The sequence below is a fragment of the Acinetobacter sp. WCHAc010052 genome, assembly GCF_002165295.2.
In the GTDB taxonomy this organism is placed as follows: domain Bacteria; phylum Pseudomonadota; class Gammaproteobacteria; order Pseudomonadales; family Moraxellaceae; genus Acinetobacter; species Acinetobacter chinensis.
The window spans coordinates 2,704,626-2,730,302 of the sequence record NZ_CP032143.1 but is presented as its reverse complement, the minus strand read 5'-3'; the positions used below and the strand labels follow the sequence as shown (position 1 = coordinate 2,730,302).

Below are 25,677 nucleotides of genomic sequence, written 5' to 3'. Positions count from 1 at the left end.
ATAGTTGAATGAATTTTTCCACATTCAAAAGTGCCAATAAACTGGTGACAGGGCAGACTGCTTTGCAGTATCTGTCTCAGGCCGTGGAGCTTTTTAAAATTCAGAAACCGCTGATCGTGACAGATCAGGGGGTGGTGAAATCGGGCACAATCAATCATGTTCTTGATTTGCTTCAGGTTGAATATTCCGTTTATGACACGGTCAAAGCTGAACCTGAAATTGAACAGGTTCAGGACTGTATCCATGTGTTTAAGCAAAACGGTAATGATGCAGTGATTGGTGTTGGTGGCGGCAGTGCGCTGGATATTGCCAAGTGTGTGGCAGCGCTGGCTGGACAGAGTGGATCGGTACAGGATTTTCTGGGTACAGATAAAATCCGCCAGCGTGATATCCATCTGATTGTGATTCCGACCACAGCAGGTACGGGTTCTGAAGTGACCAATATTGCCATCCTGTCTGATACAGCCAACCAGATGAAACAGGGCATGGTCAGTGATTTTCTGCTGCCGGATGTTGCCATCGTTTCACCTCTGATGTCTGTCAGCTGTCCGGCATCTGTGACGGCTGCCAGTGGTGTGGATGCACTTGTCCATGCTGTGGAAGCCTATATTTCTGTCAATCGGAGTGATATTACCGATGCACTTGCCCTGGATGCCATCCGACTGATTGCTGAAAATCTGCCGAAGGCTTATGCCTTGCCAGACCATCTGGAAGCACGTGAAAAAATGGCAACCGCCAGTTTAATGGCAGGGCTGGCTTTTGGTAATGCAGGCGTGGGCGCAGTACATGCACTGGCGTATCCCCTGGGTGGAAAATACAAAATGGCACATGGTGTCAGTAATGCACTGATGCTGCCCTATGTTCTGAAATGGAATGTGATGGGCTGTGCTGAACGGTTTACCCGCATCGCGCAGGCAATGAACCTTGAAACAGGTACTGACCATAACAGCAATGCTGCAAGGGTCATTGAATGGCTGCATGATTTCTGCCGGAAACTGAATATCCCATCGGGACTGCGGGCTTTTGGGATTGCTGAAACGGATATTCCAGCACTTGCCATGGAAGCCATCAAGGTGGAGCGGTTACTGAAAAATAATCCACGCCGTCTGACGGTACAGGATATTGAAGCGATTTATCAGGAAGCTTACTGATCGTGAAAGGGGATGCCATGTCTATTGATTATCTGGTCTCTGCGGTGAAATCCAGAAGTGATCTTTACGCCATAAAAGGTCAGGACGGACGCTCTATATTTGATGTAGAGCCATTCCGCTCCATTATTGATGCCATTCAGGACGGTATTTACATCACGGATGAAAATGCCAATACCATTGCTGTAAATTCGGCTTATGAACGGATTACAGGACTGCACAGAAATATCCTGATCGGTCGTCATATGGGGGATCTGGTCAAACTGGGTTATCTGTCCAACTCTGCCTCACTGGAAGTGGTTAAACGCCGTGAAGTGGTTACCCTGGTTCAGAGTATCAATGGCAATCAGAAGATACTGGTGACGGGCAGTCCTGTTTTTGATGAGAAAAAACAACTGATCTGTATTGTGACGAGTGTCCGTGACATTACCGAACTTTTGCGTGCAAAGCATGCGCAGGAGCAGCTTGAAAACCTGTTCCGCAGTCAGTCTCAGCACAAAATTTCCTGTTCTGCCAATGATCTGATCATTTCCAGGGAAACACAGCGGGTATTTGATCTTGCAACCAATGTGGCTCGCTTTGACAGCAAAGTACTGCTGCGTGGAGAAACGGGTACGGGCAAAAGTAAAATGGCACGTTATATCCACAGTATCAGTTCAAGGGCAGAGCATGCTTTTCTGGAGCTGAACTGTTCAGGGATACCGGACAGTCTGCTGGAAATGGAACTGTTTGGATATGTCGCAGGTGCTTTTACCGGTGCTTCTGCCAAAGGTAAAAAAGGTCTGCTTGAGATTGCACATCAGGGAACGCTGTTCCTGGATGAAATTGGTGATCTGCCGCTGAATATGCAGGTCAAACTGCTCAAAATGATTGAGGAAAGCCGGTTTTTACCTGTGGGTGCAACAGAGTTTAAGGATGTGGACATACGGGTTATCTGTGCTACACACCGCAACCTGGAAGACATGGTGGCACAGGGCGAGTTCAGGGAAGATCTGTTTTACCGGATCAATGTTGTGGATATTGAACTTCCGCCACTTCGCTCAAGACGTTCTGAAATTATGCCGCTGGTTCAGCAGTATCAGAAACAGTTCAACGAAAAATATCAAATGAACACGGTGTTCAGTCTGGAAGCGATTGAAGCCATGAGTCACTACAGCTGGCCTGGAAATATCCGTCAGCTGGTCAATGTCGTGGAACGCCTGATGGTCAGTGATCACAGTACTGAAATCACCCTGCATAACCTGCCGGCATATTTGCGCAGTGATGCTGCATCCGCGCAGCCGAAGGGCTTAAAGGAAAGGGTGCAGGCTTTTGAAATGGAACTGATCATGCAGGCACTGAGTGAACATGGTTCGACCCGTGCAACCGCAGAGGCATTAGGTGTGGAACAGTCAACACTGGTCAAGAAAATCGCACGTTTTAAACAGTAAATATTATTTCAGGAAAGAAGAATATGAATATTAAAAATATATCTGTTTTTGAAAACAGATGTCTGATCAATGGAGAATGGCTGACAGCGGCGACCTTGCTGGATGTTAAAAATCCGGTCGATGACGCAGTACTGACTAAGGTTCCAGTGCTGGATGATGTCGTCATTCATCGTGTCATTCAGGATGCAGACCGTGCTCAGAAAGCATGGAAACAGGTTGCACCGGCTGAACGCAGTCAGGTTTTAAAACAGTGGTTTCATCTGGTGATGCAGCATCAGGAAGAACTGGCAACTATTATGACGCTGGAACAGGGCAAGCCTTTAAAAGAAGCCAAAGGTGAAATTGCCTATGCTGCCAGCTATATCGAATGGTTCAGCGAAGAAGCCAAACGTGCTTATGGCGATATTATCCCTGCTGCATCCAGCAGTGAAATTCTGGTCTTCAAAGAAGCCATAGGTGTCTGTGCAGCCATTACGCCGTGGAATTTTCCGGCCGCCATGATTACACGAAAGGTTGCGCCTGCACTGGCCGCTGGCTGTTCAATCATCGTAAAGCCAGCATCTGAAACGCCACTGACTGCACTTGCTCTGGCAAAACTGGCAGTACAGGCAGGTATTCCTGCGGGCGTTTTAAATGTGGTCACAGGCTCGTCCACCAAAATCGGACAGATTCTGACGGCAAGTTCTGTGGTTAAAAAATTAAGTTTTACAGGTTCAACCGAAGTGGGTGCACAGCTGATGGCTCAGTGCGCACCGACCATCAAAAAACTGTCTCTGGAACTCGGGGGCAATGCACCGGTGATTGTGTTCAATGAGTGTGACCTGGAACAGGCAGTTCAGGGCGTTATGGATACCAAGTTCCGTAATGCAGGTCAGACCTGTGTCTGCGCGAACCGTATTTATGTGCAAAGCGGTATTTATGACGAATTTATTGTGCGCTTAAAGGCAAAAGTGGAAGCACTTAAGCTGGGCAATGGTCTGGAGGATGGCACTGATATAGGACCTCTGATCAACCGTAAAGCGATTCATAAAGTTGAGGAACATATTCAGGATGCGCTGAGCAAGGGAGCAACACTGGTCTGCGGTCAGGAAAGCAATGACAGTCAGTGGTGTCAGCCAACAGTGGTCAGAGATGTCACCCAGGAGATGCTCTGTGCGACTGAAGAGACCTTTGGACCTTTTGCACCGGTGTTCAGATTTGAACATGAGGCAGAGGTGATAGAGATGGCGAATGACACAGAATTTGGTCTGGCATCCTATCTGTTTACACAGAATCTGAACCAGTTCCTGCGGGTATCCAGAGCACTGGAATACGGCATGGTTGGTGTGAATACAGGACTGATATCCAATGCTGCTGCACCATTTGGAGGGGTGAAATCATCAGGGATCGGGAGAGAAGGTTCCAGATATGGTCTGGATGACTATCTGGAAATGAAATACGTATGCGTTGGAAATATTAATTAAAGCAACAAGTGAATATAAAAGGACTTTTATATGGAAATAGTAAATGGAACGGAGCGTGTCCAGGACGCGGTGGTAGAAAAATCACCTATTAAAAAAGTAGTAGGTGCTGCAATGGCGGGAACCATTGCTGAATGGTATGAGTTTTTTATCTACGGGATCGCCAGTACACTGGTCTTTTCAAAACTGTTTTTCCCGGCAATGGGAGATGGCAGTGTCCTGATGGGAATTATTGCTGCATTTGCAACTTATGCTGTCGGCTTTCTTGCCCGCCCGCTGGGTGGACTGGTGTTTGGGCATTTTGGCGATAAATACGGGCGCAAAAAGCTGTTGCAGATCAGTCTGATTATGGTCGGTTTTGCCACATTCATGATGGGATGTATTCCATCTTATGCCAGTGTCGGTTTCTGGGCACCGGTCATGCTCGTGACTTTACGTTTTATTCAGGGCTTTGCAGTCGGTGGTGAATGGGGTGGAGCAATGCTGCTCGTTGGTGAGCATAGCCCGGAACATCAGCGTGGTTTCTGGACCAGTTTCCCTCAGGCAGCTGCCTGCGCGGGTAACGTACTGGCAAGTCTGGTACTATTAGGATTGTCCGCAGCACTGGTGGCTGAAGATTTCCTGGCATGGGGATGGCGTATTGCATTCTGGCTGTCAGCAATCATTGTATTTATTGGCTATTACATCCGTAAAAATGTTGAAGAATCCGATGTATTTAATGAGTCCATGAAGCGTCAGGAAGAACAGCAGAAAGCATCGGCAGGTTTAAAGGAAGTACTGCTTCATTATCCACGTCAGGCTCTGTGCGGTATGTTGATGCGTGTGGGGGAAAACTCAGCGTATTACATCATTGTGGTGTTCTCGATTGCTTATCTGTCGATTCAGATGCAGTTCACTTACAGCACCATTTTAGCTCTGCTTTTGTGTGCCAATGCATTCCAGTTCTTTTCCATGATTTTCTGTGGCTACCTGTCTGATCAGATTGGTCGTAAGCGTACGATGTATATTGGATATGCAGGTCTGGTGGCATGGATTCCATTTTATTTCTATGGACTGAATACCGGAGAGTTTCTGATTGTACTGCTGTCCATGTGTACAGGGCTGTTTTTCCAGGGAATGTGTTATGCAGGTCAGGGCGCAGTACTGGCTGAGATTTTCCCAACCCGTATGCGTTATTCAGGTTCATCGTTCTGCTATCAGATTTCCTCAATCCTTGCAGGTTCAATTGCACCAATGATCGCAACGCTGTTATGGAAAAAGTATGACAGCACATTACCGATCACTTTCTACATTCTGTTCGTGATTGTCATTTCCATTGTGGCGATTCTGATGCTGAAAGAAACCCGTGGACGTTCACTGCATGACGTTGACCACGAAGATATGAAAAAGTTCTCATAATTTATCTTTTTTAATTTTTACACTTATACCGCCTGCCTGTTTCATCAGGTAGGTCGGACTTCTGCAACTCATTTTTAGGATGAAAATGAATGAAATTTCAATTAAAAGTTTTAGCGTGTGGTATTTCCATACTGGGGTCAACTGCGGTATTTGCAGAGTCAGTGGAGCAGCGTATTTCCACCCTTGAGCAGCAGCTGAATGAACTGAAAACACAGCAGCAGAATGAGGTGCAGCAGACCACCTCTGTCAGCAGTGGAAGCAGTCTTTTCAGTGATACTGATATCAAGGTTTACGGGATTGTGCGTATGGATGGCAGTCTGGATCTGAAAGATACCGCAGGCTCTCCTTTTGTCAGTAATCAGCTGCCATCGGTGAATCAGACACCTGCGGGGCATCGCAGTGCATTCACCTTAACAGCAACCCGACTGGGCATGGATCTGAGTAAAAACGTCAATGACACCAGTGTCAAAGGTAAAATTGAGATGGACTTCTGGGACGGACTGGAAGGTAACGGTAAACTGCGTATCCGCCATGCTTATGTGGATTTCAATAACTGGCTGATCGGTCAGACCGTTTCAGGGATGTCCAACCTGGAAACCCTGACAGAAAGTGTGGATTACACGCTGTTTATGGGATACAGCTGGACGCGTAATCCACAGGTTCGTTATAACTTCGATTTTTCACCGCAGCATAATCTGAAACTGGCAGCCGAATATGTCGATTCCCGATCTTCGGAAATTCCGGCACTGACGGCAAAATATACGTTTAAACAGGACAGTCTGACAGCATTGGCACAGGGTTTCGTTCATGAAAAACGTGCAACAGTAAATGGTGACGATATTGATAAGCTGTCCTGGGGAGCAGGACTTGGGCTGAAATATCAGCTGACACCTGTCAGTACGCTTCAGGGACATGCGTACCATGTAGAAGGGGATCAGAAGTTTGTGTCCTATGCTCAGCAAAGTGGTGATCAGGTCAACGGTTTTGCAGCGGGTGGTGATTTCAGTGTCAACAACGCTAAGAACGATCTGGATCTGAATAAATTCAACACCTATGTACTGGGCTATTCTCACAAACTGTCAGAGCAATGGCGGATGAACGTTGTGGGTTCACTGTTTGATTATGATGATTCAACTGCCTATGCCCGAAATAATCCGACACTGAATAAAAAACTGACTGATCTTGCGGCAAACGTGTTCTACACCCCTCTGAAAAATATCGACATTGGGATGGAATACCATCACGGCAAACGTGAAAGTTTTGATGGCAGTGAGTTCGATGTATCCCGCCTGAATTTTGTCACCATGTATAAATTTTAAGGTTATAGCCGAAGGATGAATGTCCTTCGGCTTTTTTACAGGATAAAAAATAATGAACAGTTTAAATCAGAAAGTGATCCTGATTACGGGGGCACTCGGGGGCATTGCCAGGGCAACCATTCAGCAGATGGATCAGTATGATGTCCATTTTGTACTGGTGGACTGTGTTGCAGAGGATACAGCTTTTTTACAGTCCCTGAACAGTTCATGGCAGTATTATCAGCTGGACAGTTCATCCGCTTCCGCTGTGGTTCAGATGCGTGATCAGGTACTGAAAACACATGCACAGATTGACTGCATTATTCATGCGGCAGGTCTTTATCAGCATATTGAACTGGCTGAACTGAGTTATGAGGAATGGAACAGGCAGATCAGTATTAACCTGAGTGCCAATTATTATCTGATTAAAAGTTTTCTGCATGCACTGGCTGAGCAGAGCAGTATTGTCAATATTGCATCCATTGCAGGTCATCAGGGCAGTATTGCACATACGGCTTATGCCACAGCCAAAGGCGGTGTGCTGGCGCTGACCAAGAGCCTTGCCATTGAACTTGCACCACGGACACGGGTCAATGCGGTGTCACCTGGCTTAATTGATACCGCCATGCTCAAAGGCATGAGTGATGAAAAGCGGGCATCCATGGTCAGTTCAACACCACTGAAGCGACTGGGGCAACCAGAGGAAATTGCACAGGTCATTCTGTTTCTGTGCAGTCAGGCTTCTTCGTATATTACGGGTGAAAATATTCATGTAAATGGGGGACTGTACCGATGACAGCACTTCATCCTGTTCAGGTTTCAAGACCTGTGTCCTGGGGCGAAATGGATGCTTTTGGGCATCTGAACAATGTGCATTATTTCCGTTATGTCGAGGATGCCCGAATTGCTTTTCTAGACAGCCTGAATTTTTTCAGTAGCTCTTTATACAGTGTGATTCTGAAAAATGAATGTGAATACCGGCGTCCAGTCGTCTATCCCGACACTCTGAAAACAACCTGTCATATCACCCATGTCGGACAGAGCAGTTTTTCCATGCAGTACGATGTCTGGAGTGAGCAGCAGCAATGTCTGGTCGCTCAGGCAAACAGCATTATTGTGCTGGTGGATCAGGAGACATTTAAAAAGCAGAGTATTCCATTGAGCATGCGCAGTCATCTGGAAAATCATTTGAGTCAGTATATGGAGGAGCAGAGTCATGACCATGAAAAATAAAGTTGCCATGATCACAGGTGCAGCTTCTGGCATTGGTCGTGCTGTTGCTGAACAGCTGGCAGCTCAGCAGTGTCAGCTTTGCCTGGTTGATCAGAATGCCGATGCCTTAGAGGCACTGGCAGAAATCTTAGGGAAGCAGGTCAGGGTCATTATATTTACAGGTGATTTAAGTCAGCCTGACTTTGTTGAAAATGTCGTTGCTCGGATTGAACAGCAGTTTGGCAGGCTCGATTATGCATTGAACAATGCAGGTGTGACGTCTCCTGCACAACCGTTGCATGAACTGACACTGGAGACCTGGAACAGCGTGCTTGGGGTAAATCTGAACAGCGTGTTTTATGGACTGAAAGCACAGATTCCGCTGATGCTGAAAAGTGGAGGGGGCTCAGTGGTCAACACATCTTCCATGCTGGGGCTTGTGGCAACACAGAACCGTGCTGCCTATGTGACCAGTAAACATGCCGTGACAGGTTTAAGTAAAGCTGCGGCACTGGATTATGCACAGCAGAATATCCGGGTTAATTCAGTTCATCCGGGCTATATCGAAACACCATTGATTTCGCATATTGATCAACAGATGCTGATACAGAAACATCCCATAGGTCGCCTGGGTACTCCTCAGGAAGTGGCTGAACTGATCTGTTTTCTGTTATCCGACCAGGCTTCATTTATCACAGGTGCTCAGTATGTCATTGATGGTGGATACACCATCCAGTAAGTCAGCTGTTCTGCTTTGTGGTATCTGAGGTTCTTTTTTACAGGTCTTTTCAACAGATGAAACCCGTCTTTGTGGAGAGATGATTCCACTGAGCCTGCAAAATATCTCCTGTTTATTTTAATGTTGTTGTTATACCAGAAATAAAGCTTGACCTTACCATTATGGCAATCTTTATGCTGTGAGTATCAAAGAATATAAATGAATCAGAGGTATTGTGATGAACGATCAGAACAGATCACCGCAACGCTATCAGGGGACAGTACAGATTGAGGGTATGACCTGTGCTTCGTGTGTAGGGCGTGTCGAAAAAGCATTACAGAAGCTTGAAAATATTGATTCAGTCAGTGTAAATCTTGCAACTGAAAAAGCCTCAATCAGCAGCAGCCAACCCTTAAACTATTCAGAAATTATGAGAACCATTGAAAAAGCAGGATACAGTGTTCCGAAAAATCCTGTTATGGAACTGCAGATTGAAGGCATGACCTGTGCCTCATGCGTCGGACGTGTAGAAAAAGCACTGAAAAAAATCGAAGGTGTGATAGATGCACGTGTCAATCTTGCCACTGAAAAGGCGGTTGTTGAAACTGCGGGACAGGTGACATCCAGAGACCTGATCAAGGCTGTGGAAAAAGTAGGATACAGCGTTGCTCAGACACCTGTGGAGTTACAGGTCGATGGTATGACCTGTGCTTCATGCGTTGGGCGTGTGGAAAAAGCACTGAAAGCAGTTGAAGGTGTCCGGTCTGCAAGTGTTAATCTTGCAACCGAAAAAGCAGTCATTGTGGCAGATGCTTCGGTTACTGCTGATCAGCTGATTCAGGCGGTAGCCAAAGCTGGTTATGACGCGAAAGTTGCTGTGCCTGATCATGCTCAGCAACAGGATAAAAAGGCGAACGAGCTGGTTGAGCTGAAACGTGATCTGCTGATTGCGGCAGCACTGGCATTGCCTGTTTTTATTCTGGAAATGGGTTCACATTTAATTCCGGCTTTCCATCATTTTGTTGAAGGAACGATTGGGGTTCAGAACAGCTGGTATATTCAGTTTGTACTGACCACGCTGATTCTGATTTTCCCTGGTCGCCGTTTTTACCAGAAAGGTTTTCCTGCGCTGTTCAGACTGGCACCAGATATGAACTCCCTGGTCGCAGTAGGGACTTTCTCCGCTTACTGTTATTCAGTGGTTGCAACATTTTTTGCAGAGCTACTACCAAAAGGAACGGTCAACGTTTACTTTGAAGCAGCTGCGGTCATTGTCGCACTGATTTTGCTCGGGCGTTATTTTGAAGCCAAAGCTAAAGGGCGCACTTCACAGGCGATTCAGCACCTGGTGGGTATGCAGCCTAAGCATGCACGTGTGGAACAGAATGGACAGTTTTCAGAAATGGCTGTTCAGGATGTACAGGCAGGCATGATCATCGAAATCCGTCCTGGTGAGCGTGTTCCTGTAGATGGAATGGTGATTTCAGGGCAAAGTTTTATTGATGAATCCATGATTACCGGTGAGCCTGTACCTGTAGAAAAAAAGCTGGATGATCAGGTTGTTGGTGGAACCATTAACCAGACCGGCAGCTTACGTATTCAGGCAACTGCGGTGGGTGGTGATTCTGTACTGGCACAGATTATTCAGATGGTGGAGCAGGCGCAGGGTTCAAAACTGCCTATTCAGGCACTGGTGGATAAAGTCACCATGTGGTTTGTTCCTGCGGTGATGCTGCTGGCTGTACTGACATTTGTGGTCTGGCTTATTTTTGGTCCAGAACCTGCGCTGACTTTTGCACTGGTCAATGCTGTTGCAGTGCTGATTATTGCCTGTCCGTGTGCGATGGGACTTGCCACACCGACTTCCATTATGGTTGGAACGGGGCGTGGTGCGGAAATGGGCGTACTGTTCCGTAAAGGCGAAGCGCTGCAGTTGCTCAAAGAAGCTCAGGTGGTGGCTGTAGACAAAACAGGAACCCTGACTGAAGGAAAACCATCCCTGACCGATTTTTCAGTCGTGAATGGATTTGATGAGCAGGATGTACTAGCAAAAGTGGCATCCATTGAAAATAAATCTGAGCATCCGATTGCACAGGCAATTGTGACTGCGGCAAAAGATCGTGGGCTGACACTCAGAGAAGTCAGTAACTTCAGCTCAGTAACAGGTTTTGGTATTCAGGCAACAGTGGATAATGCTGAAATTCATATTGGTGCAGACCGTTTCATGCATAAACTGGGACTCAACCTGGATCAGTTTGCAGATGATGCAAAACGTATGGGATGTGAGGGTAAAACACCGCTTTATGTTGCCATTGATCAGCAACTGGCATGTATTATTGCAGTTGCTGACCCAATTAAGAAAACAACTTTTGCAGCTATACGTGCATTACATGAGCTGGGTATCAGCGTTGCGATGATTACAGGTGATAACCGACATACCGCTGAAGCGATTGCAAAACAGTTGTATATTGATGATGTGGTTGCAGAAGTACTGCCTGATGGTAAAGTTGAAGCAGTCAAAAAGTTAAAACAGCAATATGGGCGTGTTGCCTACGTCGGTGACGGGATCAATGATGCTCCTGCACTGGCAGAAGCAGATGTCGGTCTTGCGATAGGAACTGGGACAGATGTTGCCATTGAAGCTGCTGATGTTGTTCTGATGTCAGGCAGTCTGATCGGTGTACCCAATGCCATTGCACTGAGTAAAGCAACCATTGATAACATCCGTCAGAATCTGTTCTGGGCATTTGTTTATAATATTGCACTGATTCCTGTTGCAGCAGGGCTGTTATATCCGCTGTATGGTATTTTACTTTCACCGGTGTTTGCCGCAGGGGCGATGGCATTGTCCTCTGTTTTTGTACTCGGAAATGCATTACGGTTAAAAAAATTCAGACCTGTGATTGCAGCAGAATCATGAGCTGAGAACATAAGTCAGACTTCATTCGCCTGTGTGAACGGGTGAATGAGCTGTTTGAGGTGATTCATGAATATAGGACAGATTTCAAAACAGACCGGTATTTCTTCAAAAATGATCCGTTACTATGAAGAAATAGGTCTGATTGATGCAGCAAAACGTACAGATTCAGGATATCGGATTTATACCGAGCGTGACCTGAAAACCCTGAACTTTATTCGTCATGCACGTGAGCTGGGATTTTCATCTGAACAGATGAAAGAACTGATTTCTTTATGGAAAAATACGGGCAGAACCAGTGCAGAAGTCAAACAGCTGGCGACCAAACATATCGAACAGCTGAATCAGAAAATTCAGGTCATGCAGGAAATGGTCAACAGTCTACAGGCATCGGTGTCCTGCTGTGCAGGTGATACGCGTCCTGAGTGTTCCATCCTTGAGCAGATTGAACTGGGAAGCAGTTCAGAAAACAGTTCAAAAAAGTGATGCAATAAGCTTGACCTTGCCATCATGTCAAGGTTTACAGTAAATCATCAAACAAAGAAACTCAGCACAATGCGCTGAAAAAGGAGTCAATGATGAAACTTTATGTTGAAAATATGACCTGTGGTGGCTGTGCACGTGGCGTAACAGCATCCTTAAAAGAGCTGGATGAAAATGCGACAGTCAATATTGATATTCCGAATAAACTCGTGGACATTGAAACTCAGCAGGATACAGCAGCGGTTGTTGCAGCACTTGCAGAAGACGGCTGGAAAGCTCAGCTGAAATAAACAGTTTTTCTGGTTCGTGATCTCAAAGTGACGGTTTTACCGTCACTTTTTTATTGGGTATGAATTGAATCAGGCTGATGAATTTAATTTAAATAATTAATAAATATAAAATTATAGAATTTAAAATACATTTATATCATTTAGGTTATCAATGCTGACCGAAACATGATTAGACATATTTACCTATTCATCCGAAAAATAGCAGTCAAAGAAAACAGCGTAATACATCTGTTTATTAAGAGGAATCACCAGTGGACTGGTGCCTCTATAACTGCATAAAAGGGATGATGATGAATACAAAAGAAATCAGTTCACAAGGAATAAATCAGGCAGGTTCAGGCATTGCTCAGGCAGTGGAAGATCATGCACTGGTCAGTGTTCCAATGGAAGAACGTCAGAGTGGATTTAAACTGGCAATGAGCCCTGTCGGGGTTGCCACAGCATTGGTTATTTTTGCAATCGGTGGCTTTACCGTATTGCTTTCAGGGTTCTGGATCGGTCTGCTGGCCGGATTGATTGCAGCAATTGTGGGTTTTACCCTCAGTTATTTCCTGGGGAAAATGACCTATCAGACGGGCATGTCCAGCACAGTAACATCGCGTTTTTTTGGATTTGGGGTGAAAGGTTCTTCACTGGGTGCTGCTATTTTTGCATTCATGATTCTGGGGTTTCTGGCACTGGAAAGTGCTTTGCTCTATGAAGGGACTTTGTTGATGTTTAATCTGCAGGACACGGTGCCTGTCCGGATTGGATTATATGGATTGCTGACACTGGCGTGGATTCTGCTGGCAATTTTTGGTCTGCAGATTGCACTGAAAGCATCAAAATTCATGATTGTGATTACACTGGTGGTCACGTTCTATATGATTTATCAGATTTATGGTGTCCGTGGAATGGATCCGATGCAGGTCTTTAATTCAACAGGAGTCATTCCTGGTGGTTTCTGGACCAAACTGAGTACAGCACTTGTACTGATGGGAGCAACTGCTGGGACGATTTCACTGGTCACTACGGATTTTGCAAGATACTGCCGCAACACTCAGGATGTAAAAGTACTGGCACTGGCGGGACCGCTGACTCAGAATCTTCTGATGATCGTACTGGGTGGACTGGTCATTATTGGTGGTGTGCCAGAAGTTGCTGAATATCTGATGCAGCGTAATGCAGGTATGTCTCCTCAGCAGGCAGCCGAAGCAGCAGGTGGATTTGCCATGAGCAACACTGGTGCATTCTTTGTGGTACTGGCAGGCTGGGTGGGGTTTATTACCATTTACGCGGCTCAGGCAAAAGCTCAGGCAGTCAATGCATATTCAGGGTCACTGGCACTGGTCAATCTGCTGGATGCACTGACAGGCAAAAAACCGGGCAGAGCCTTTATGGTGGTACTGGGCAATATCTTTGCACTGTTCATGATTGCAGGTGGAATTCTGGGGCAGTTTGTTGCATGGCTTTCCTATCTGGGATGTATGACCATGAGTTTATGTGGCGTGATGCTGGCCGATTATTACTTTGTACGAAAAGGACAGTTTTCACTGCAGACAGCAAAGGTTGAAAACTGTAACTGGGCGGGTGTACTGACGCTGGTGATCACCTCTGGAATCGGTATTGCACTGATTGCGACAAAAACCTTTGAGTTGGGCTTCTTTGTCACACTGGCAACTTCCTTAGTGTTTTATCCGGTGTTGAGAAAACTGCTGCCAGAAGGAACTGCGACAGGCTATGCTCAGGCTGATCGGGCACTGGATGCTGCTGAATAAAGCGCACAAACACTTTACTTTTCATATAAAAGACACGTTAGTATCAACGTGTCTTTTTTTATTTCAAGGGTGTTTTATTTATAACTAAAAAGTTATATATAGGGGCTTAATTCATGATTGGACGCATATAAATAAGCTTGTTAATCTCATTTCAAGACAAAGGGAAAGCGTAAAAGATTGCGCTATAAATAACGTAAATAAGGATATGGAAAATGAACAGTAAAGTAGATGCTGAAAGCGTTGCAGTGAATAAGGATTATATTCCATTTACAGGGAAAGAGTATCTGGAAAGTCTGAATGATGGTCGTGAAGTATGGATTTATGGTGAGCGTGTAGAAAACATTGCTGATCACCCTGCATTCCGTAATTCAGCACGTATGATTGCACGGATGTATGACGCACTGCATGCACCGGAAACAAAGGATATTTTAACGGTACCAACAGAGTGGGGTGGTTTTACTCATCGCTTCTTCCGCGCCGCCAACAATGTTGAAGAGCAGGTGGCTTCACGTGATGCGATTGCAGAATGGCAGCGTATTTCATGGGGCTGGATGGGACGTTCTCCTGATTATAAAGGCTGCTTCCTGGGAACACTTGGCGCAAATGCAGAGTTTTATAAAGGTTATGAAGACAATGCCCGTCGCTGGTACCGCAAGGCACAGGAAAAAACATGGTTCATCAACCATGCCATTATGAATCCACCTGTTGACCGTGGAATGGGTGCGGATGCAGGTAAAGATGTTTTTGTCCGTGTTGTCAAAGAAGATGACAAAGGGATTTATGTTTCGGGTGCCAAGGTCGTGGCAACAGGTTCAGCTCTTACACATTATACCTTTATTGGTCATGTGGGACAGGTGGCGATACAGGATCCTGCGTTCTCTCCGGTCTTTATCATGCCAACCAATGCACCAGGTGTGAAACTGCTTTGCCGTATGTCCAACGAATATCGTGCAGCTGTACTGGGCAGTCCATTTGATTATCCACTTTCAAGCCGTCTGGATGAGAACGATGCGATTCTGGTGATGGATAACGTATTTATTCCATGGGAAGACGTTTTTATTCATAACGATTTAAAACAGGCAAATGCATACAACATCGGTTCAGGTTATCTGGAACGTGCATCTTTACATGGCTGTACACGCTTTGCAGTAAAACTGGATTTCCTGGTGGGTACACTGGCAAAAGCACTGGAAATTACAGGTGCAGAAAAATTCCACGGTGTGATGTCTCAGATGGGTGAAGTGATTGCATGGCGCAATACTTTCTGGGCGTTGTCTGATGCGATGGCAAAGAGTGCAAAACCATGGAATGGCATGATCCGTCCAGATCCACATCATGCAGGTGCTTACCGTGTGATGAATCAGCTGGCGATGCCAAAGATTAAAAATATTATTGAACAGATTGTTGCAAGCGGTCTGATTTATCTGAACTCTCATGCAGATGATTTCAAGAATCCGCAGATTCGTGGCTATCTGGACACCTATGTGCGTGGCTCGAACGGTAAAGATGCGATTGAGCGCGTCAAAGTCATGAAAATGTTATGGGATGCCATTGGTACAGAGTTTGGCGCACGTCATGAGCTGTATGAAATTAACTACATCGGCAGTAATGATGTAACCCGTCAGACCAACCTGTTTGCCGCTCAGGGAACAGGCTTACTCGACTACTGTAAGGACTTTGCTCAGAAAGCAATGGATGAATATGACATTAATGGATGGACAGTCCCTGATCTGGTAAATCCGGATGATGTCAGCATTCTGAACAGAAAATAATTCTGAACCATTTGTCTATATAAGGATATTGAACAATGACAGTTGCAAATTTACAGGTAACAACCCTGGGTGAAATGGTGAACATCATGAAAGCAAATCAGACTGAAGTGGATTTTACTACTCGAGAATTCCGTAATGCGATGGGTAAATTTGCGACAGGCGTTGTTGTGATTTCCTCATGCCATGATGGTCAGCCTCATGCAATGACTGCAAATGCTTTCATGTCAGGTTCACTTGAGCCGGCACTGGTGCTGGTTTCGGTGGACAATAAAGCAGCCTCCCATGAAAAAATCAGCCTGGGGGAGCGTTTCGGTATCAGTATTCTGAACGAAAACCAGAAGCAGATCAGTAATCATTTTGCCGGAAAGCGGGATGAAAATTTCAACCCTGAATTTGAATATATTGATGGTTTTCCTGTGATTCAGAATGCTTCAGTTCAGGTGGTGACCAAGTTGCAGTTTGCGTACCCATGTGGTGACCATACGCTTTTTGTAGGACTGGTGACTAATCTGAAACAGCAGGAAGATACACGTCCACTGGTGTTTCATTGTGGTCAGTATGGACAGCTTGCAGGCTGAATGGGCAGGCAGCAAAAGGATTTGAATTATGGCTAAACCGATTGAAATTGCTCAGGTTACTTATGCAGTGCCAGATCTTGGGTTAATGGAAACGTTCATGACCGATTTTGGTCTGACCTGTGTCAGTAAAAATGACGATGTGCTGTATATGCGTGGCAGTGGTGAACAGCATCATATCCACGTCACACATCGCGAGGAAAAACAGCGTTTTATTGGAGCATCCATAGAGGTTTCAAGTCGTGAAGATCTGGAACAGCTTGCTGAAATGGACGGTTCTTCTGCGGTGCAGGAAACCGGTGAGCCAGGCGGTGGTTATCAGGTCGTGATGACCATGCCGGATGGTTTTGAAATCAAAGCCATCTGGGGGCGTGAGAAACACAGTGAAATCACTGAGCGCAAGGCATTTCATTTTAATAATGCAGACAGTAAACCACGGCTGAATGAATGCATCCGGGTGAAACGGAAGCCATGTCAGGCAATCAAACTGGGACATTTTGTACTGCACGTCAGTAATCATGATGCATCAGTGAAATGGCTGGAAGAACGTTTTGATCTGCTGCATTCCGATTATTTTGTTCCTCCTGGTGAAGAAGGACCTGTTGTTGGAACATTCTTACGTTTCAACCATGGGGCTGAAAAAGTGGATCATCATGCCATTCTGATTTTGCAGTCCGACTGGGTTGGAGTTCATCACTGTTCCTTTGAAGTGATTGATCTGGATGCTGTGATGACAGCGCATGATTACCTTGTTGAAAAGGGCTATCAGCTGGAATGTGGTGTTGGCAGACATATGCTGGGCAGTCAGATCTTTGACTACTGGAAAGACCCTTTCGGTTTCAGGGTCGAACATTATACCGATGGTGACATGCTTGATCAGCATGCACTGCCTGTGAAATTTAATGGTACAGCAACCGAAACTACCCAGTGGGGAATGGCACCAGGACTGGAATTCTTCCAGTAGGAGATCTCATGACATACGCGTTAAAAGCTCCGACCCGTGAAAAACTGATGCGGGTTGGCACGGCGAATATTGCCAACGTTTTACTGAAACACGGATTTAAGAACGTCATGATGCACGGTATTTTCCCGATAGATGCATCTCAGCCACAGCTGGTTGGCCCGGCTTATACCTTAAGGTTTATGCCGTCCCGGGAAGATCTGGACAACATGACCAATTACAGCCGCAACGACAATATGCACCGCCGTGCTATTGAAGAATGTCCCGAAGGTGCTGTGCTGGTGATTGATGCTTTTGGAAATACAAAAGCCTCCAGTATGGGAGACATGATGGCTGCAAGACTGAAATACCGTGGTGTTTCAGGCGTGGTGACCGATGGTGGATACCGTGATTCTCCTGCCATTCATGCGGTTGGTCTGCCATGTTTTCAGAAGCACAACGCACCACCGGCAACACCGATTGCACTGCATCCGATTGCGTTGAATGAACCCGTGGGTTGTGGCGGTGTCGCAGTTTATCCAGGCGACATTATTGTGGGTGATGGTGATGGTGTGGTGGTGATTCCACAGGCACTGGTGGATCAGGTGGCAGATGAAGCACTGGATGCTTTTGAATATGAAGCATTTGCAGCACTTCAGATTCAGCAGGGGCGTTCCATTTTTGGGTTGTTCCCCGCTACAGAAGACAGCCGTAAAGAATACAGCATATGGAAATGTGCACAGCAGCAGGAAGGATAACTATGGATATCAATGCAGAAACATTTAAAAGCCTGGAAGTATTGCTCAATACCACTGAACTGAATGAAGACGAGTGGATTGATTTTCCAGAATATGGATTCCGTCAGTATTTTCTCTGGAAGAATGCTGAAACAGGCGCAACCATTGCGTTGCTTGAATATCAGAAAGGTGGATGTATTCCGGTCAGGCATACACATGCATCAAATCAGTTTATGTTCTGCCTGGAAGGTGAATATGAATATACCGATGTGGCACTGACGCTCAAAGCCGGTTCATTTTATATGAATCCAAAAGACAACCCGCATGGTCCGACACTGGCTCACCAGTTCAGCCGTCTGATCGAAATTTATGATGGCCCGCATTATTACGAAAAACCTGTGTATCACACAGATGAAACGATTGGCGATTTTGTAAAGAAAGAAGATTAAGAGAACAGGTTGAAACAGATATGAATATTGCACAGAAAAATTATGCAGAAGATGCATTGTTTGATACAGAACAGGTTTTAAAAACATTTGACCTGGATCAGCTGCACGCTGGTTCTTATGGTGTAAAACAGGGCTGGTCTGGCGTGGAAGGGCGTGAAGTGATTCAGGCTGTATGTCCGGCAGACAATGAAACAGTGGGGCAGATTGCTGCATCCACCGCAGAAGACTACGAAGAAATTATGCAGACTTCTGTGGCCTATCAGAAAAAATGGCGCATGGTTCCAGCGCCTCGCCGTGGTGAGCTGATTAACCGTATTGGTCAGCTGGTTCAGCAGAATATGGATGCACTGGCAGGAATTGTTGCCCTGGACACAGGTAAGTCTCTGATGGAGGCTAAAGGCGAGCTGAAAGAAGTGGTCGATATGGCAACGCTTGCAGCAGGTCAGTCCCGCATGATGTATGGCTTCACCCAGCAGTCTCAGCGTGTTAAGCACCGTATGTATGACCAGTGGTTGCCTTTAGGTGTGGTCGGGGTCATCAGTGCATATAACTTCCCGGCAGCCGTATGGGCGCAAAATGGTTTTCTTGCAGCGATCGGTGGTAACACTGTGGTATGGAAACCAAGTCCAAAAGTGCCATTGACCGCAATTGCGATGCAGAAACTGGCGAATCAGGCAATGCAGGAAATGCAGTTTGAAGGCGTATTTACGCTGTTCCTCCCTGCGCAGAATGATGTTGCAGAACTGATGATCCGTGATGAGCGTGTCAGCATGGTGTCATTTACAGGCTCGACAGGTGTGGGCAAAAAAGTAGCCAATGTCGTGGGTTCTACACTGGGTCGTAAATACATGCTCGAATGTTCTGGAAATAACGGCTGTATTGTTGATGAAACTGCGGATTTAAAACTGGCTGCCCGTGCCATCACTTTTGGTGCAGTAGGAACTACAGGGCAGCGTTGTACCAGTACCCGTCGTCTGATTGTTCATCGCAGTGTCATGGCTGAACTGATTGAACTGCTTAAACAGTCTTTTGATCAGATCCGTATCGGTGATCCGCGTGAAAAAGATACAGTGGTTGGTCCTCTGATTGATGCAGGAGCTGTAGAGGAATATCAGGCAACTGTTCAGCGTGCGCAGGAACTTGGCGGTAAGGTTGTTTATGGTGGTCAGCGTATTGACCGACCAGGTCTGTATGTGGAAGCGTGCCTGATTACCGATGTACAGCCTGAATGGGACTGTGTACAGCACGAAACTTTTGCTCCGATCGTATTTATTATGCCTTATGACGATCTGGAAGAAGCCATCGCTATTCATAACGGTGTTGCACAGGGTCTCGCTTCAGGTATCCACAGCTCAAATTTAAGCAATATTGAACTGTTCCTTTCTGCTGCAGGCAGTGACTGCGGTATTGTCCGGGTCAATATGGGTACAACAGGCGCAGATGTCGGTGCTGCCTTCGGTGGTGAAAAAGAAACAGGTGGTGGTCGTACCGCGGGTTCAGATGCATGGAAAGGTTATGTACGTCGCCAGAGCGTGTGCATTAACTGGGGTGGTGAAAGCGCATGGGATTCACGCATCAGCCTGTAACTGAAAATATGAATGATCAGGAAGTTTAAATAAAAGGAAAACGGTATGTTAAAAGAACGCATTATTTCGCCATCAGTTAAAGAGCCTGCACCAGGTATGTGGTCAAACTGTTTAAAAGTGGGCAATCAGGTGTTTATTTCAGGTATGACTGCCCGTCAGCCCGATGGTGAAACAGTTTTAGGGGATGAATACGAACAGTCACAGGTCATTTTCCAAAAGATCAAGGATCTGGTGGAAGCTGCTGGTGGCAGCATGAACAACATTATCAAAATGACGATCTTCGTCACCAATATTGCCAATAACTCAGCAGTATGGAAGGCGCGTCAGGAGTTTTTTGAGGGGGATTTCCCTGCCTGTACACTGGTGGAAGTGAAGTCTCTTGCAAAACCTGAAATTCTGCTTGAGATCGAGGCAACTGCAATTCTTGGTTAATCCCTTAACAGGGGCAGTAGCGGCTGCCCCTGTTCTTTTTTATGAATTGAAAACAAGGAATATCCGTATGTCTACAGAAGCACTTTTCCCCGTTAAACCGCCCGTACTCGTACCTGTTGTCAATGAATCCAGAAAATTTCCTGTGAACCGTATTTTTTGTGTGGGACGCAATTATATGGCTCATGCTGCTGAAATGGGGGTCAGCGTGGATAAATCGACGCAGTCACCTTTTTATTTTCTGAAAGATGCAGCGACTTATATTCCATCTGGCAGCGAAATTCCCTACCCATTAAAAACTCAGAACTATCATCATGAAATTGAACTGGTGATTGCTGTGGGTAAACAGGGTGTGAATATTCCTGCCAGCCAGGCTGCTGAATATATCTATGGTTATGCCTGCGGTCTGGATATGACCCGCCGTGATGTACAGCTTGCAGCACGTGATCAGGGCAAACCCTGGGATCTGGGGAAAAACTTTGATCAGTCGGCTGTGATGTCAGATATTGTACCTGCTGCTGATGTTCAGGCAGATGCCAATGCAGTCAATATTGAATTAAGGGTGAATGGAAAGACAACCCAGTCATCAAACACGCAGCATTTCATCTGGAATATTGCAGAAATTATTGAAGATTTATCGACTTATTATGAGTTACAGCCTGGCGATCTGATTTTTACAGGGACACCAGAAGGCGTAGGTCCTGTTGTCGCTGGAGATATTCTTGAAGGTTCGGTTGAAGGCATTGCAGAAGTAAAACTGCAGATCCGTTAAGCTGAAAAAAATCCAGAACCGGTTTCAGTTCTGGATTTTTTTGTCTGTAATTTATAAAAAAATCAGACCATTAACAGTGTAATGGTTTGATGGACTGATCAGAATGAATAGCGGGCTGCAACAAAAGGCGCACTGTGAGTGGCATGACCATAAGGGTCTTTCTGGTTGTCATTCAGGTACTTGTTACGGAAATATTCATAACCGACACCAACTTTTAATCCCTCTTTTGCACCCACGTCATACATATAGTTGATCTGAAACAGGGTGGATGGTTTGGCATCGACATTAAAATATCCAGGTCCTGTTGCACCAACATAGTCTACAAAACCATCGACGAAGCCTTTGTCATGAACAGGAAAACCAAAGTTTGCCCACAGTGCATAGGTCGGATCGAAGTTAAATCTTCCACCTGTAAAATTATTGTTGGCACTTTCATAATACCAGTCTGCACCTGCTTCAAAGTAGCCTTTCGGAACATTGAAATCCATGCTCAGACCAGCACGGCCTTTGGTTGGATTAGGTTCCAGTGCTGAGTTTTTCAGACCTTTATCAACCCTGAATGTCAGATTGACATCACGGATCAGTTTATTTTCAATTTTATGATCAAAAATTGAATTATAGGAAAAGTAGCGACGGTAAAATACATAATACTCAGTTGCGCCACCATCACCATCTGCTTTCGGATCTTCATCACTGGACAGATAAAGATTGGCAACCAGTACATTACGTCCCAGGTCATCACCACTTAAATGGGTAAAATTCAGAATGGTTTTTGAAACATTATCAGGGTTGGCAGGTTCCTGGTACTGGTTACTCCATGATACACCTGCCTGATTGCTTTGCCAGAAAGCAGCATGACCTGCCATGCTGAAACAGCCCAGCGTTATACCCCATAAAATACTCGTGGAAAAATGATGATTCAGCTTTTTTAAGCTCATAGATACTTCCTTGATCTTTATCTTTGAGTTTTAATTTTGCCTGAACAATATAATCCGTCTATTTATATTTAAAGTTTGATTTATAATAAAAAGGTTATAGGTTTTAATTGGATTATTAAGTAAAATTGTATATAGTATTATTAATCTAAAATAAACGGAATTTATATTAGGTATTAAAATGGCAAAAATAGATCAGTATTTACGATCCAACCTGAAGTTAAGACATTTACAGTTACTGGTTACTCTGGATGAAATGCGGCATATCGGAAAGGCAGCGAATTATCTGAATGTAACTCAGCCTGCTATTTCCAAAACACTGGCTGATTTTGAAGAAGGGCTGAACGTCAGACTGTTTGATCGTACAACACGAGGGATGCTACCCACAGAAGCTGGTGTCTGCCTTGTCAAATATGCCAAAAAAATTCTGAATGAAATTGCTTCTGCAAGAGATGAACTGGTTGCGATCAGCGAGGGGAGAGCAACCCGGATTGCGATTGGACTGTTGCCTGCCGTGTCTCTGTCCATTCTTCCTAATTTTGTTGCAAGGGTGGAAAACGAGATGATTTCCACGAGTATCAGTGCACGTGAAGGAAGCTCAGATGTACTGCTGTAACTGCTTCGTACCGGTGAACTGGATGTCATGATCGGCAATCTGACAGCAAAGCCATTAGGTATTGAGTTTCGGACCAGGCATCTGTACAAGGACCCAATTGTGGTGGTTGTTAAAAAAGGACACCCATTGGTTAATAAACCGGAACTGACCTGGACAGATCTGTCAGAATTCCCAATGGTGCTGCCTCCAGAATTTGCAACAACCCGAAATGTCATTGAAGAATTTCTGCTGTTCAATCAGGTTAATTTATCCCGTCGTTATGTGGAATCGTTATCTACACTGACAAATATTGGAGTACTTCAGGAAACCGAATCCATTGGGTTTTTATCCAGTCAGGTTGCTGAGTATTTTAAAAAAGTGAATCTTGTGGATATTTTACCGTTGACCATGAAAAATATTTATATTGATATTGGTCTGGTATGGTATGCGGAAAGAAATCTGACGCCATCTCAGTTAAATATTATTTCCATGCTTGAGGAAACTGTTTATCTTAATAATTTAAAATAATAAAAATGAATGTTTTAAATTGAAAAAGGTGTGATTTGAAATATAAATCACACCTTTGTTTATTATTCGATAATCATATTATCTTCGGCAAGAATAACAGTGCCTTTATAATCATCCGTCACTTCTTTGACCAGTGCCTGTTCAGGCTGCCCAAAGAAAATGGCATGATTCAGCACCAGTTTTTTGGGTTTAATGACATTGGCAATTTTTGCTAACTGCTTAGTCGTGGTATGTGCTTCCAGCATATATTTCTGCCAGTCAGGGGACAGTTTCTGATTGCCTGCATCACTCAGGACTTCATGCACCAGAATATCTGCGTCTTTATAGAACTGAAAATTCCGCTCCTCATAACGGGTATCGCCACTTAAAACGATAACCTTATCGGGTGTCTGTATGCGATAACCATAAGCCATACCATCAGGCCAGCTGCCATGTGGAACCTTAAATGCGCTGACCGTTACTTTATCATCTTTATAGACCACACCTTCATGATCAATTTCATGGACAATCGCTTTGTAGCCAGTGTTGTTGGAAGGCTGAGAACCCAGTGTACGGTGATCTATATCGGACTTGAATGATTTCAGGCTTTCATCCACCAGGCTTTTAGTTCCTTTAGGACCATAAACGACAGGTTGAGTGGAGCGTCCCTGAACCCATGGGCGCAGTAAAAACTCATCCATTCCCAAAGTATGATCTGAATCCAGGTGAGTCAGAAACAGTTTATTGATGGAGCCATACAGTGAGTCATTGCTGAACAGCGTATCTTTAGGCATCCAGGGTAAATTGGACAGGCTGTTAAAGTTTTTCATATAGCCGGGACCTGAATCAAACAGATACAGTTGTTTGTCCACAACAATCAGAATTGCCTGACCTGCACGTTTGCTGTCAAAACCTGGGTGTCCAGTGCCCAGCATGACCACTTTGGTACCTGCATTCTGAGTTGCAGCCGCTGTCTTCAGCTGTGCTGTTTTGCTGTCAGCATGAACAGTTGTCAGCCCTGTAGCAAGCATCATGCTCAATAGTAAATTCCGGATTTTCATATAACCACTCCTTGTTGTTTAAAAATGATAGCTGCCCAGCAGAACAAAAGTTTTCTGGTCAGAACCATTTGTGGGATCTGCTGCATTGTTGGAACTGTATTTATTGTTGAACTGTTCATAGCCCACACCGACTTTAAAACCTTTCGGCTGACCGATGTCGTAAATATAATTTGCCCTGAATATGGTCAGAGGCTTGGTGTCATTTCCAAAACCGTCTTCACCGATGGCTTCAAGATATTCAAGAATGCCGCTGAACTGAGATTTTTTGGTGACGGGATAATTCCATGACATCCAGGTCACAAATGACGGATCAAACTCAAAGTGCCGATGCGTAATGCCGTTATAGGATTTCTGATAAACACCTTCGAGTCCCCATTCAAGACTTCCTTTCGGAATTTTAAAATCAACCAGTCCACCCATACGCACTTTGAAAGGGCGAGGGGATAGCTGAGTATTTTCATAACCGACATCCATACGTCCTGAAAGATGAACATCTTTCACCCATGAACTGTCGATTGGATCTTTTGCCAGTGCGTTATAGGAAAGTGTTCTGCGGTACAGCCCGTAAAACTCTTCAGCACCAGTGGCATTGTCTTTTGATGGGTCTTCCATCCCTGAAATGTAATAGTCCATGAACAGGAAGTTTCGTCCGTAGTCATCCTGACTGACGTGAGTGACATTTAAAATGGTTTTTGACACCTTTTCTGGATTGTAAGGCTCTCGAAAAGAGCTGCTCCAGCGAACCCCTGCACTGGTATCTGCCCAGTGCTGTGCTGCATCAGCCTCCATGCACAGCCATGGCATCAGAGACAGAAAAATTAATCCTTTATTTCCTTTCATCTTTTTATACTCCCTTAATTCTGGAGTCATTCTTGGATGAACGGTCTGAAAAGGCTATTAAGATTTACAGCACTGATTTATACCAGTTTGATTATGTATCCTGCAAAATGCTATCTGGAAAATAACAGAAGCAGTCTATGTATCTGTATATTAAGAAAATTGATGTTTCAGTATTTTCATGAGCTGTCAGTAACAGAATCAGGAAACAGTTTAAAAACATGATGAACAGTCAGCATTATTATTCTGAGCAGGTTCTGGGCTTCAGTTATAACGCATCAGAACAGTCAGAATACATCCTGAGCCGGTGAAAATACGCACATAAAAACTCCTGAGTATGTAATCCCAAAAGCCTCTTATTTTTACTGAAA

The 25,677-nt window shown here is 45.0% G+C and carries 25 protein-coding genes; 22 read left to right on the top strand and 3 right to left on the bottom strand.

Annotation, left to right across the window (positions count from 1 at the left end; all coding sequences use genetic code 11):
* The first annotated feature begins 8 nt into the window (after positions 1 to 8).
* The 20 genes from CDG61_RS13365 to CDG61_RS13270 all read left to right on the top strand — a co-directional run bounded on the left by CDG61_RS13365 (position 9) and on the right by CDG61_RS13270 (position 21,371).
* Positions 9 to 1,151 (top strand): iron-containing alcohol dehydrogenase, encoded by a 1,143-nt coding sequence (locus tag CDG61_RS13365; protein ID WP_087549510.1) that lies wholly within the window; start codon positions 9 to 11, stop codon positions 1,149 to 1,151.
* Between the two features lie 17 nt (positions 1,152 to 1,168).
* Positions 1,169 to 2,578: a sigma-54 interaction domain-containing protein gene (locus CDG61_RS13360; protein ID WP_087549657.1), complete on the top strand. Its 1,410-nt coding sequence runs from the start codon at positions 1,169 to 1,171 to the stop codon at positions 2,576 to 2,578.
* A gap of 23 nt (positions 2,579 to 2,601) precedes the next feature.
* Positions 2,602 to 4,041, top strand: coding sequence for an NAD-dependent succinate-semialdehyde dehydrogenase (locus CDG61_RS13355; RefSeq protein ID WP_087549509.1), 1,440 nt, complete (start codon positions 2,602 to 2,604; stop codon positions 4,039 to 4,041).
* 30 nt (positions 4,042 to 4,071) lie between these two features.
* Positions 4,072 to 5,436 (top strand): MFS transporter, encoded by a 1,365-nt coding sequence (locus tag CDG61_RS13350; protein WP_087549508.1) that lies wholly within the window; start codon positions 4,072 to 4,074, stop codon positions 5,434 to 5,436.
* Between the two features lie 89 nt (positions 5,437 to 5,525).
* A complete protein-coding gene (locus CDG61_RS13345) occupies positions 5,526 to 6,755 on the top strand; it encodes a DcaP family trimeric outer membrane transporter (protein ID WP_087549507.1) in 1,230 nt (409 codons plus the stop codon).
* Between the two features lie 52 nt (positions 6,756 to 6,807).
* On the top strand, positions 6,808 to 7,530 hold the full coding sequence (locus CDG61_RS13340; protein ID WP_087549506.1) for an SDR family NAD(P)-dependent oxidoreductase: 723 nt from the start codon (positions 6,808 to 6,810) through the stop codon (positions 7,528 to 7,530).
* Entirely contained in the window at positions 7,527 to 7,967 is a 441-nt protein-coding gene (locus CDG61_RS13335; protein ID WP_087549505.1) for an acyl-CoA thioesterase, read from the top strand. Before CDG61_RS13340 ends, CDG61_RS13335 begins: the two co-directional genes overlap by 4 nt.
* Complete coding sequence (locus CDG61_RS13330; protein WP_087549504.1) at positions 7,951 to 8,685, top strand: SDR family NAD(P)-dependent oxidoreductase; 735 nt, start codon at positions 7,951 to 7,953, stop codon at positions 8,683 to 8,685. The genes CDG61_RS13335 and CDG61_RS13330 overlap by 17 nt, the downstream gene beginning before the upstream one ends.
* A 217-nt stretch (positions 8,686 to 8,902) precedes the next feature.
* Complete coding sequence (locus CDG61_RS13325) at positions 8,903 to 11,584, top strand: heavy metal translocating P-type ATPase (protein WP_087549503.1); 2,682 nt, start codon at positions 8,903 to 8,905, stop codon at positions 11,582 to 11,584.
* 66 nt (positions 11,585 to 11,650) lie between these two features.
* On the top strand, positions 11,651 to 12,067 hold the full coding sequence (gene cueR / locus CDG61_RS13320) for a Cu(I)-responsive transcriptional regulator (RefSeq protein ID WP_087514089.1): 417 nt from the start codon (positions 11,651 to 11,653) through the stop codon (positions 12,065 to 12,067).
* Positions 12,068 to 12,159: 92 nt separating this feature from the next.
* The gene (locus CDG61_RS13315) at positions 12,160 to 12,354 is read left to right on the top strand and encodes a heavy-metal-associated domain-containing protein (protein ID WP_087514090.1); all 195 of its coding nucleotides are present in this window, start codon (positions 12,160 to 12,162) and stop codon (positions 12,352 to 12,354) included.
* A 284-nt stretch (positions 12,355 to 12,638) separates the two neighbouring features.
* Positions 12,639 to 14,111 carry a purine-cytosine permease family protein gene (locus tag CDG61_RS13310; protein WP_227542887.1) on the top strand — a complete coding sequence of 491 codons (1,473 nt, stop codon included), beginning with the start codon at positions 12,639 to 12,641 and terminating at the stop codon, positions 14,109 to 14,111.
* A gap of 212 nt (positions 14,112 to 14,323) precedes the next feature.
* The gene (locus CDG61_RS13305) at positions 14,324 to 15,883 is read left to right on the top strand and encodes a 4-hydroxyphenylacetate 3-hydroxylase N-terminal domain-containing protein (protein ID WP_087514091.1); all 1,560 of its coding nucleotides are present in this window, start codon (positions 14,324 to 14,326) and stop codon (positions 15,881 to 15,883) included.
* 35 nt (positions 15,884 to 15,918) lie between these two features.
* A complete protein-coding gene (locus tag CDG61_RS13300; protein WP_087514092.1) occupies positions 15,919 to 16,461 on the top strand; it encodes a flavin reductase family protein in 543 nt (180 codons plus the stop codon).
* Between the two features lie 28 nt (positions 16,462 to 16,489).
* Positions 16,490 to 17,422 (top strand): VOC family protein, encoded by a 933-nt coding sequence (locus CDG61_RS13295; RefSeq protein WP_087549502.1) that lies wholly within the window; start codon positions 16,490 to 16,492, stop codon positions 17,420 to 17,422.
* An 8-nt stretch (positions 17,423 to 17,430) separates the two neighbouring features.
* On the top strand, positions 17,431 to 18,156 hold the full coding sequence (locus CDG61_RS13290; RefSeq protein WP_087549501.1) for a ribonuclease activity regulator RraA: 726 nt from the start codon (positions 17,431 to 17,433) through the stop codon (positions 18,154 to 18,156).
* 2 nt (positions 18,157 to 18,158) lie between these two features.
* On the top strand, positions 18,159 to 18,584 hold the full coding sequence (locus CDG61_RS13285) for a cupin domain-containing protein (RefSeq protein WP_087549500.1): 426 nt from the start codon (positions 18,159 to 18,161) through the stop codon (positions 18,582 to 18,584).
* 20 nt (positions 18,585 to 18,604) lie between these two features.
* The gene (locus tag CDG61_RS13280; protein ID WP_087514096.1) at positions 18,605 to 20,170 is read left to right on the top strand and encodes an aldehyde dehydrogenase family protein; all 1,566 of its coding nucleotides are present in this window, start codon (positions 18,605 to 18,607) and stop codon (positions 20,168 to 20,170) included.
* 45 nt (positions 20,171 to 20,215) lie between these two features.
* The gene (locus tag CDG61_RS13275; RefSeq protein ID WP_087549499.1) at positions 20,216 to 20,602 is read left to right on the top strand and encodes a RidA family protein; all 387 of its coding nucleotides are present in this window, start codon (positions 20,216 to 20,218) and stop codon (positions 20,600 to 20,602) included.
* A 67-nt stretch (positions 20,603 to 20,669) separates the two neighbouring features.
* Positions 20,670 to 21,371, top strand: coding sequence for a fumarylacetoacetate hydrolase family protein (locus tag CDG61_RS13270; protein ID WP_087549498.1), 702 nt, complete (start codon positions 20,670 to 20,672; stop codon positions 21,369 to 21,371).
* Between the two features lie 98 nt (positions 21,372 to 21,469).
* Here the strand turns inward: CDG61_RS13270 and CDG61_RS13265 are convergent, their stop codons facing one another.
* Positions 21,470 to 22,309, bottom strand: coding sequence for a hypothetical protein (locus CDG61_RS13265; protein WP_087549497.1), 840 nt, complete (start codon positions 22,307 to 22,309; stop codon positions 21,470 to 21,472).
* 178 nt (positions 22,310 to 22,487) lie between these two features.
* Between CDG61_RS13265 and CDG61_RS13260 the strand changes: the two genes are divergently transcribed.
* Together CDG61_RS13260 and CDG61_RS13255 are read left to right on the top strand one after the other, a co-directional pair.
* Complete coding sequence (locus tag CDG61_RS13260) at positions 22,488 to 22,922, top strand: LysR family transcriptional regulator (protein WP_087549496.1); 435 nt, start codon at positions 22,488 to 22,490, stop codon at positions 22,920 to 22,922.
* A 27-nt stretch (positions 22,923 to 22,949) separates the two neighbouring features.
* Entirely contained in the window at positions 22,950 to 23,429 is a 480-nt protein-coding gene (locus CDG61_RS13255) for a LysR family transcriptional regulator substrate-binding protein (RefSeq protein WP_087549495.1), read from the top strand.
* Positions 23,430 to 23,491: 62 nt separating this feature from the next.
* On the opposite strand, the gene CDG61_RS13250 is transcribed toward CDG61_RS13255, so the two are convergent.
* Together CDG61_RS13250 and CDG61_RS13245 are read right to left on the bottom strand one after the other, a co-directional pair.
* Positions 23,492 to 24,469 carry an MBL fold metallo-hydrolase gene (locus tag CDG61_RS13250; RefSeq protein ID WP_087549494.1) on the bottom strand — a complete coding sequence of 326 codons (978 nt, stop codon included), beginning with the start codon at positions 24,467 to 24,469 and terminating at the stop codon, positions 23,492 to 23,494.
* Between the two features lie 18 nt (positions 24,470 to 24,487).
* A complete protein-coding gene (locus tag CDG61_RS13245; RefSeq protein ID WP_087514102.1) occupies positions 24,488 to 25,309 on the bottom strand; it encodes a hypothetical protein in 822 nt (273 codons plus the stop codon).
* Positions 25,310 to 25,677: the final 368 nt, after the last annotated feature.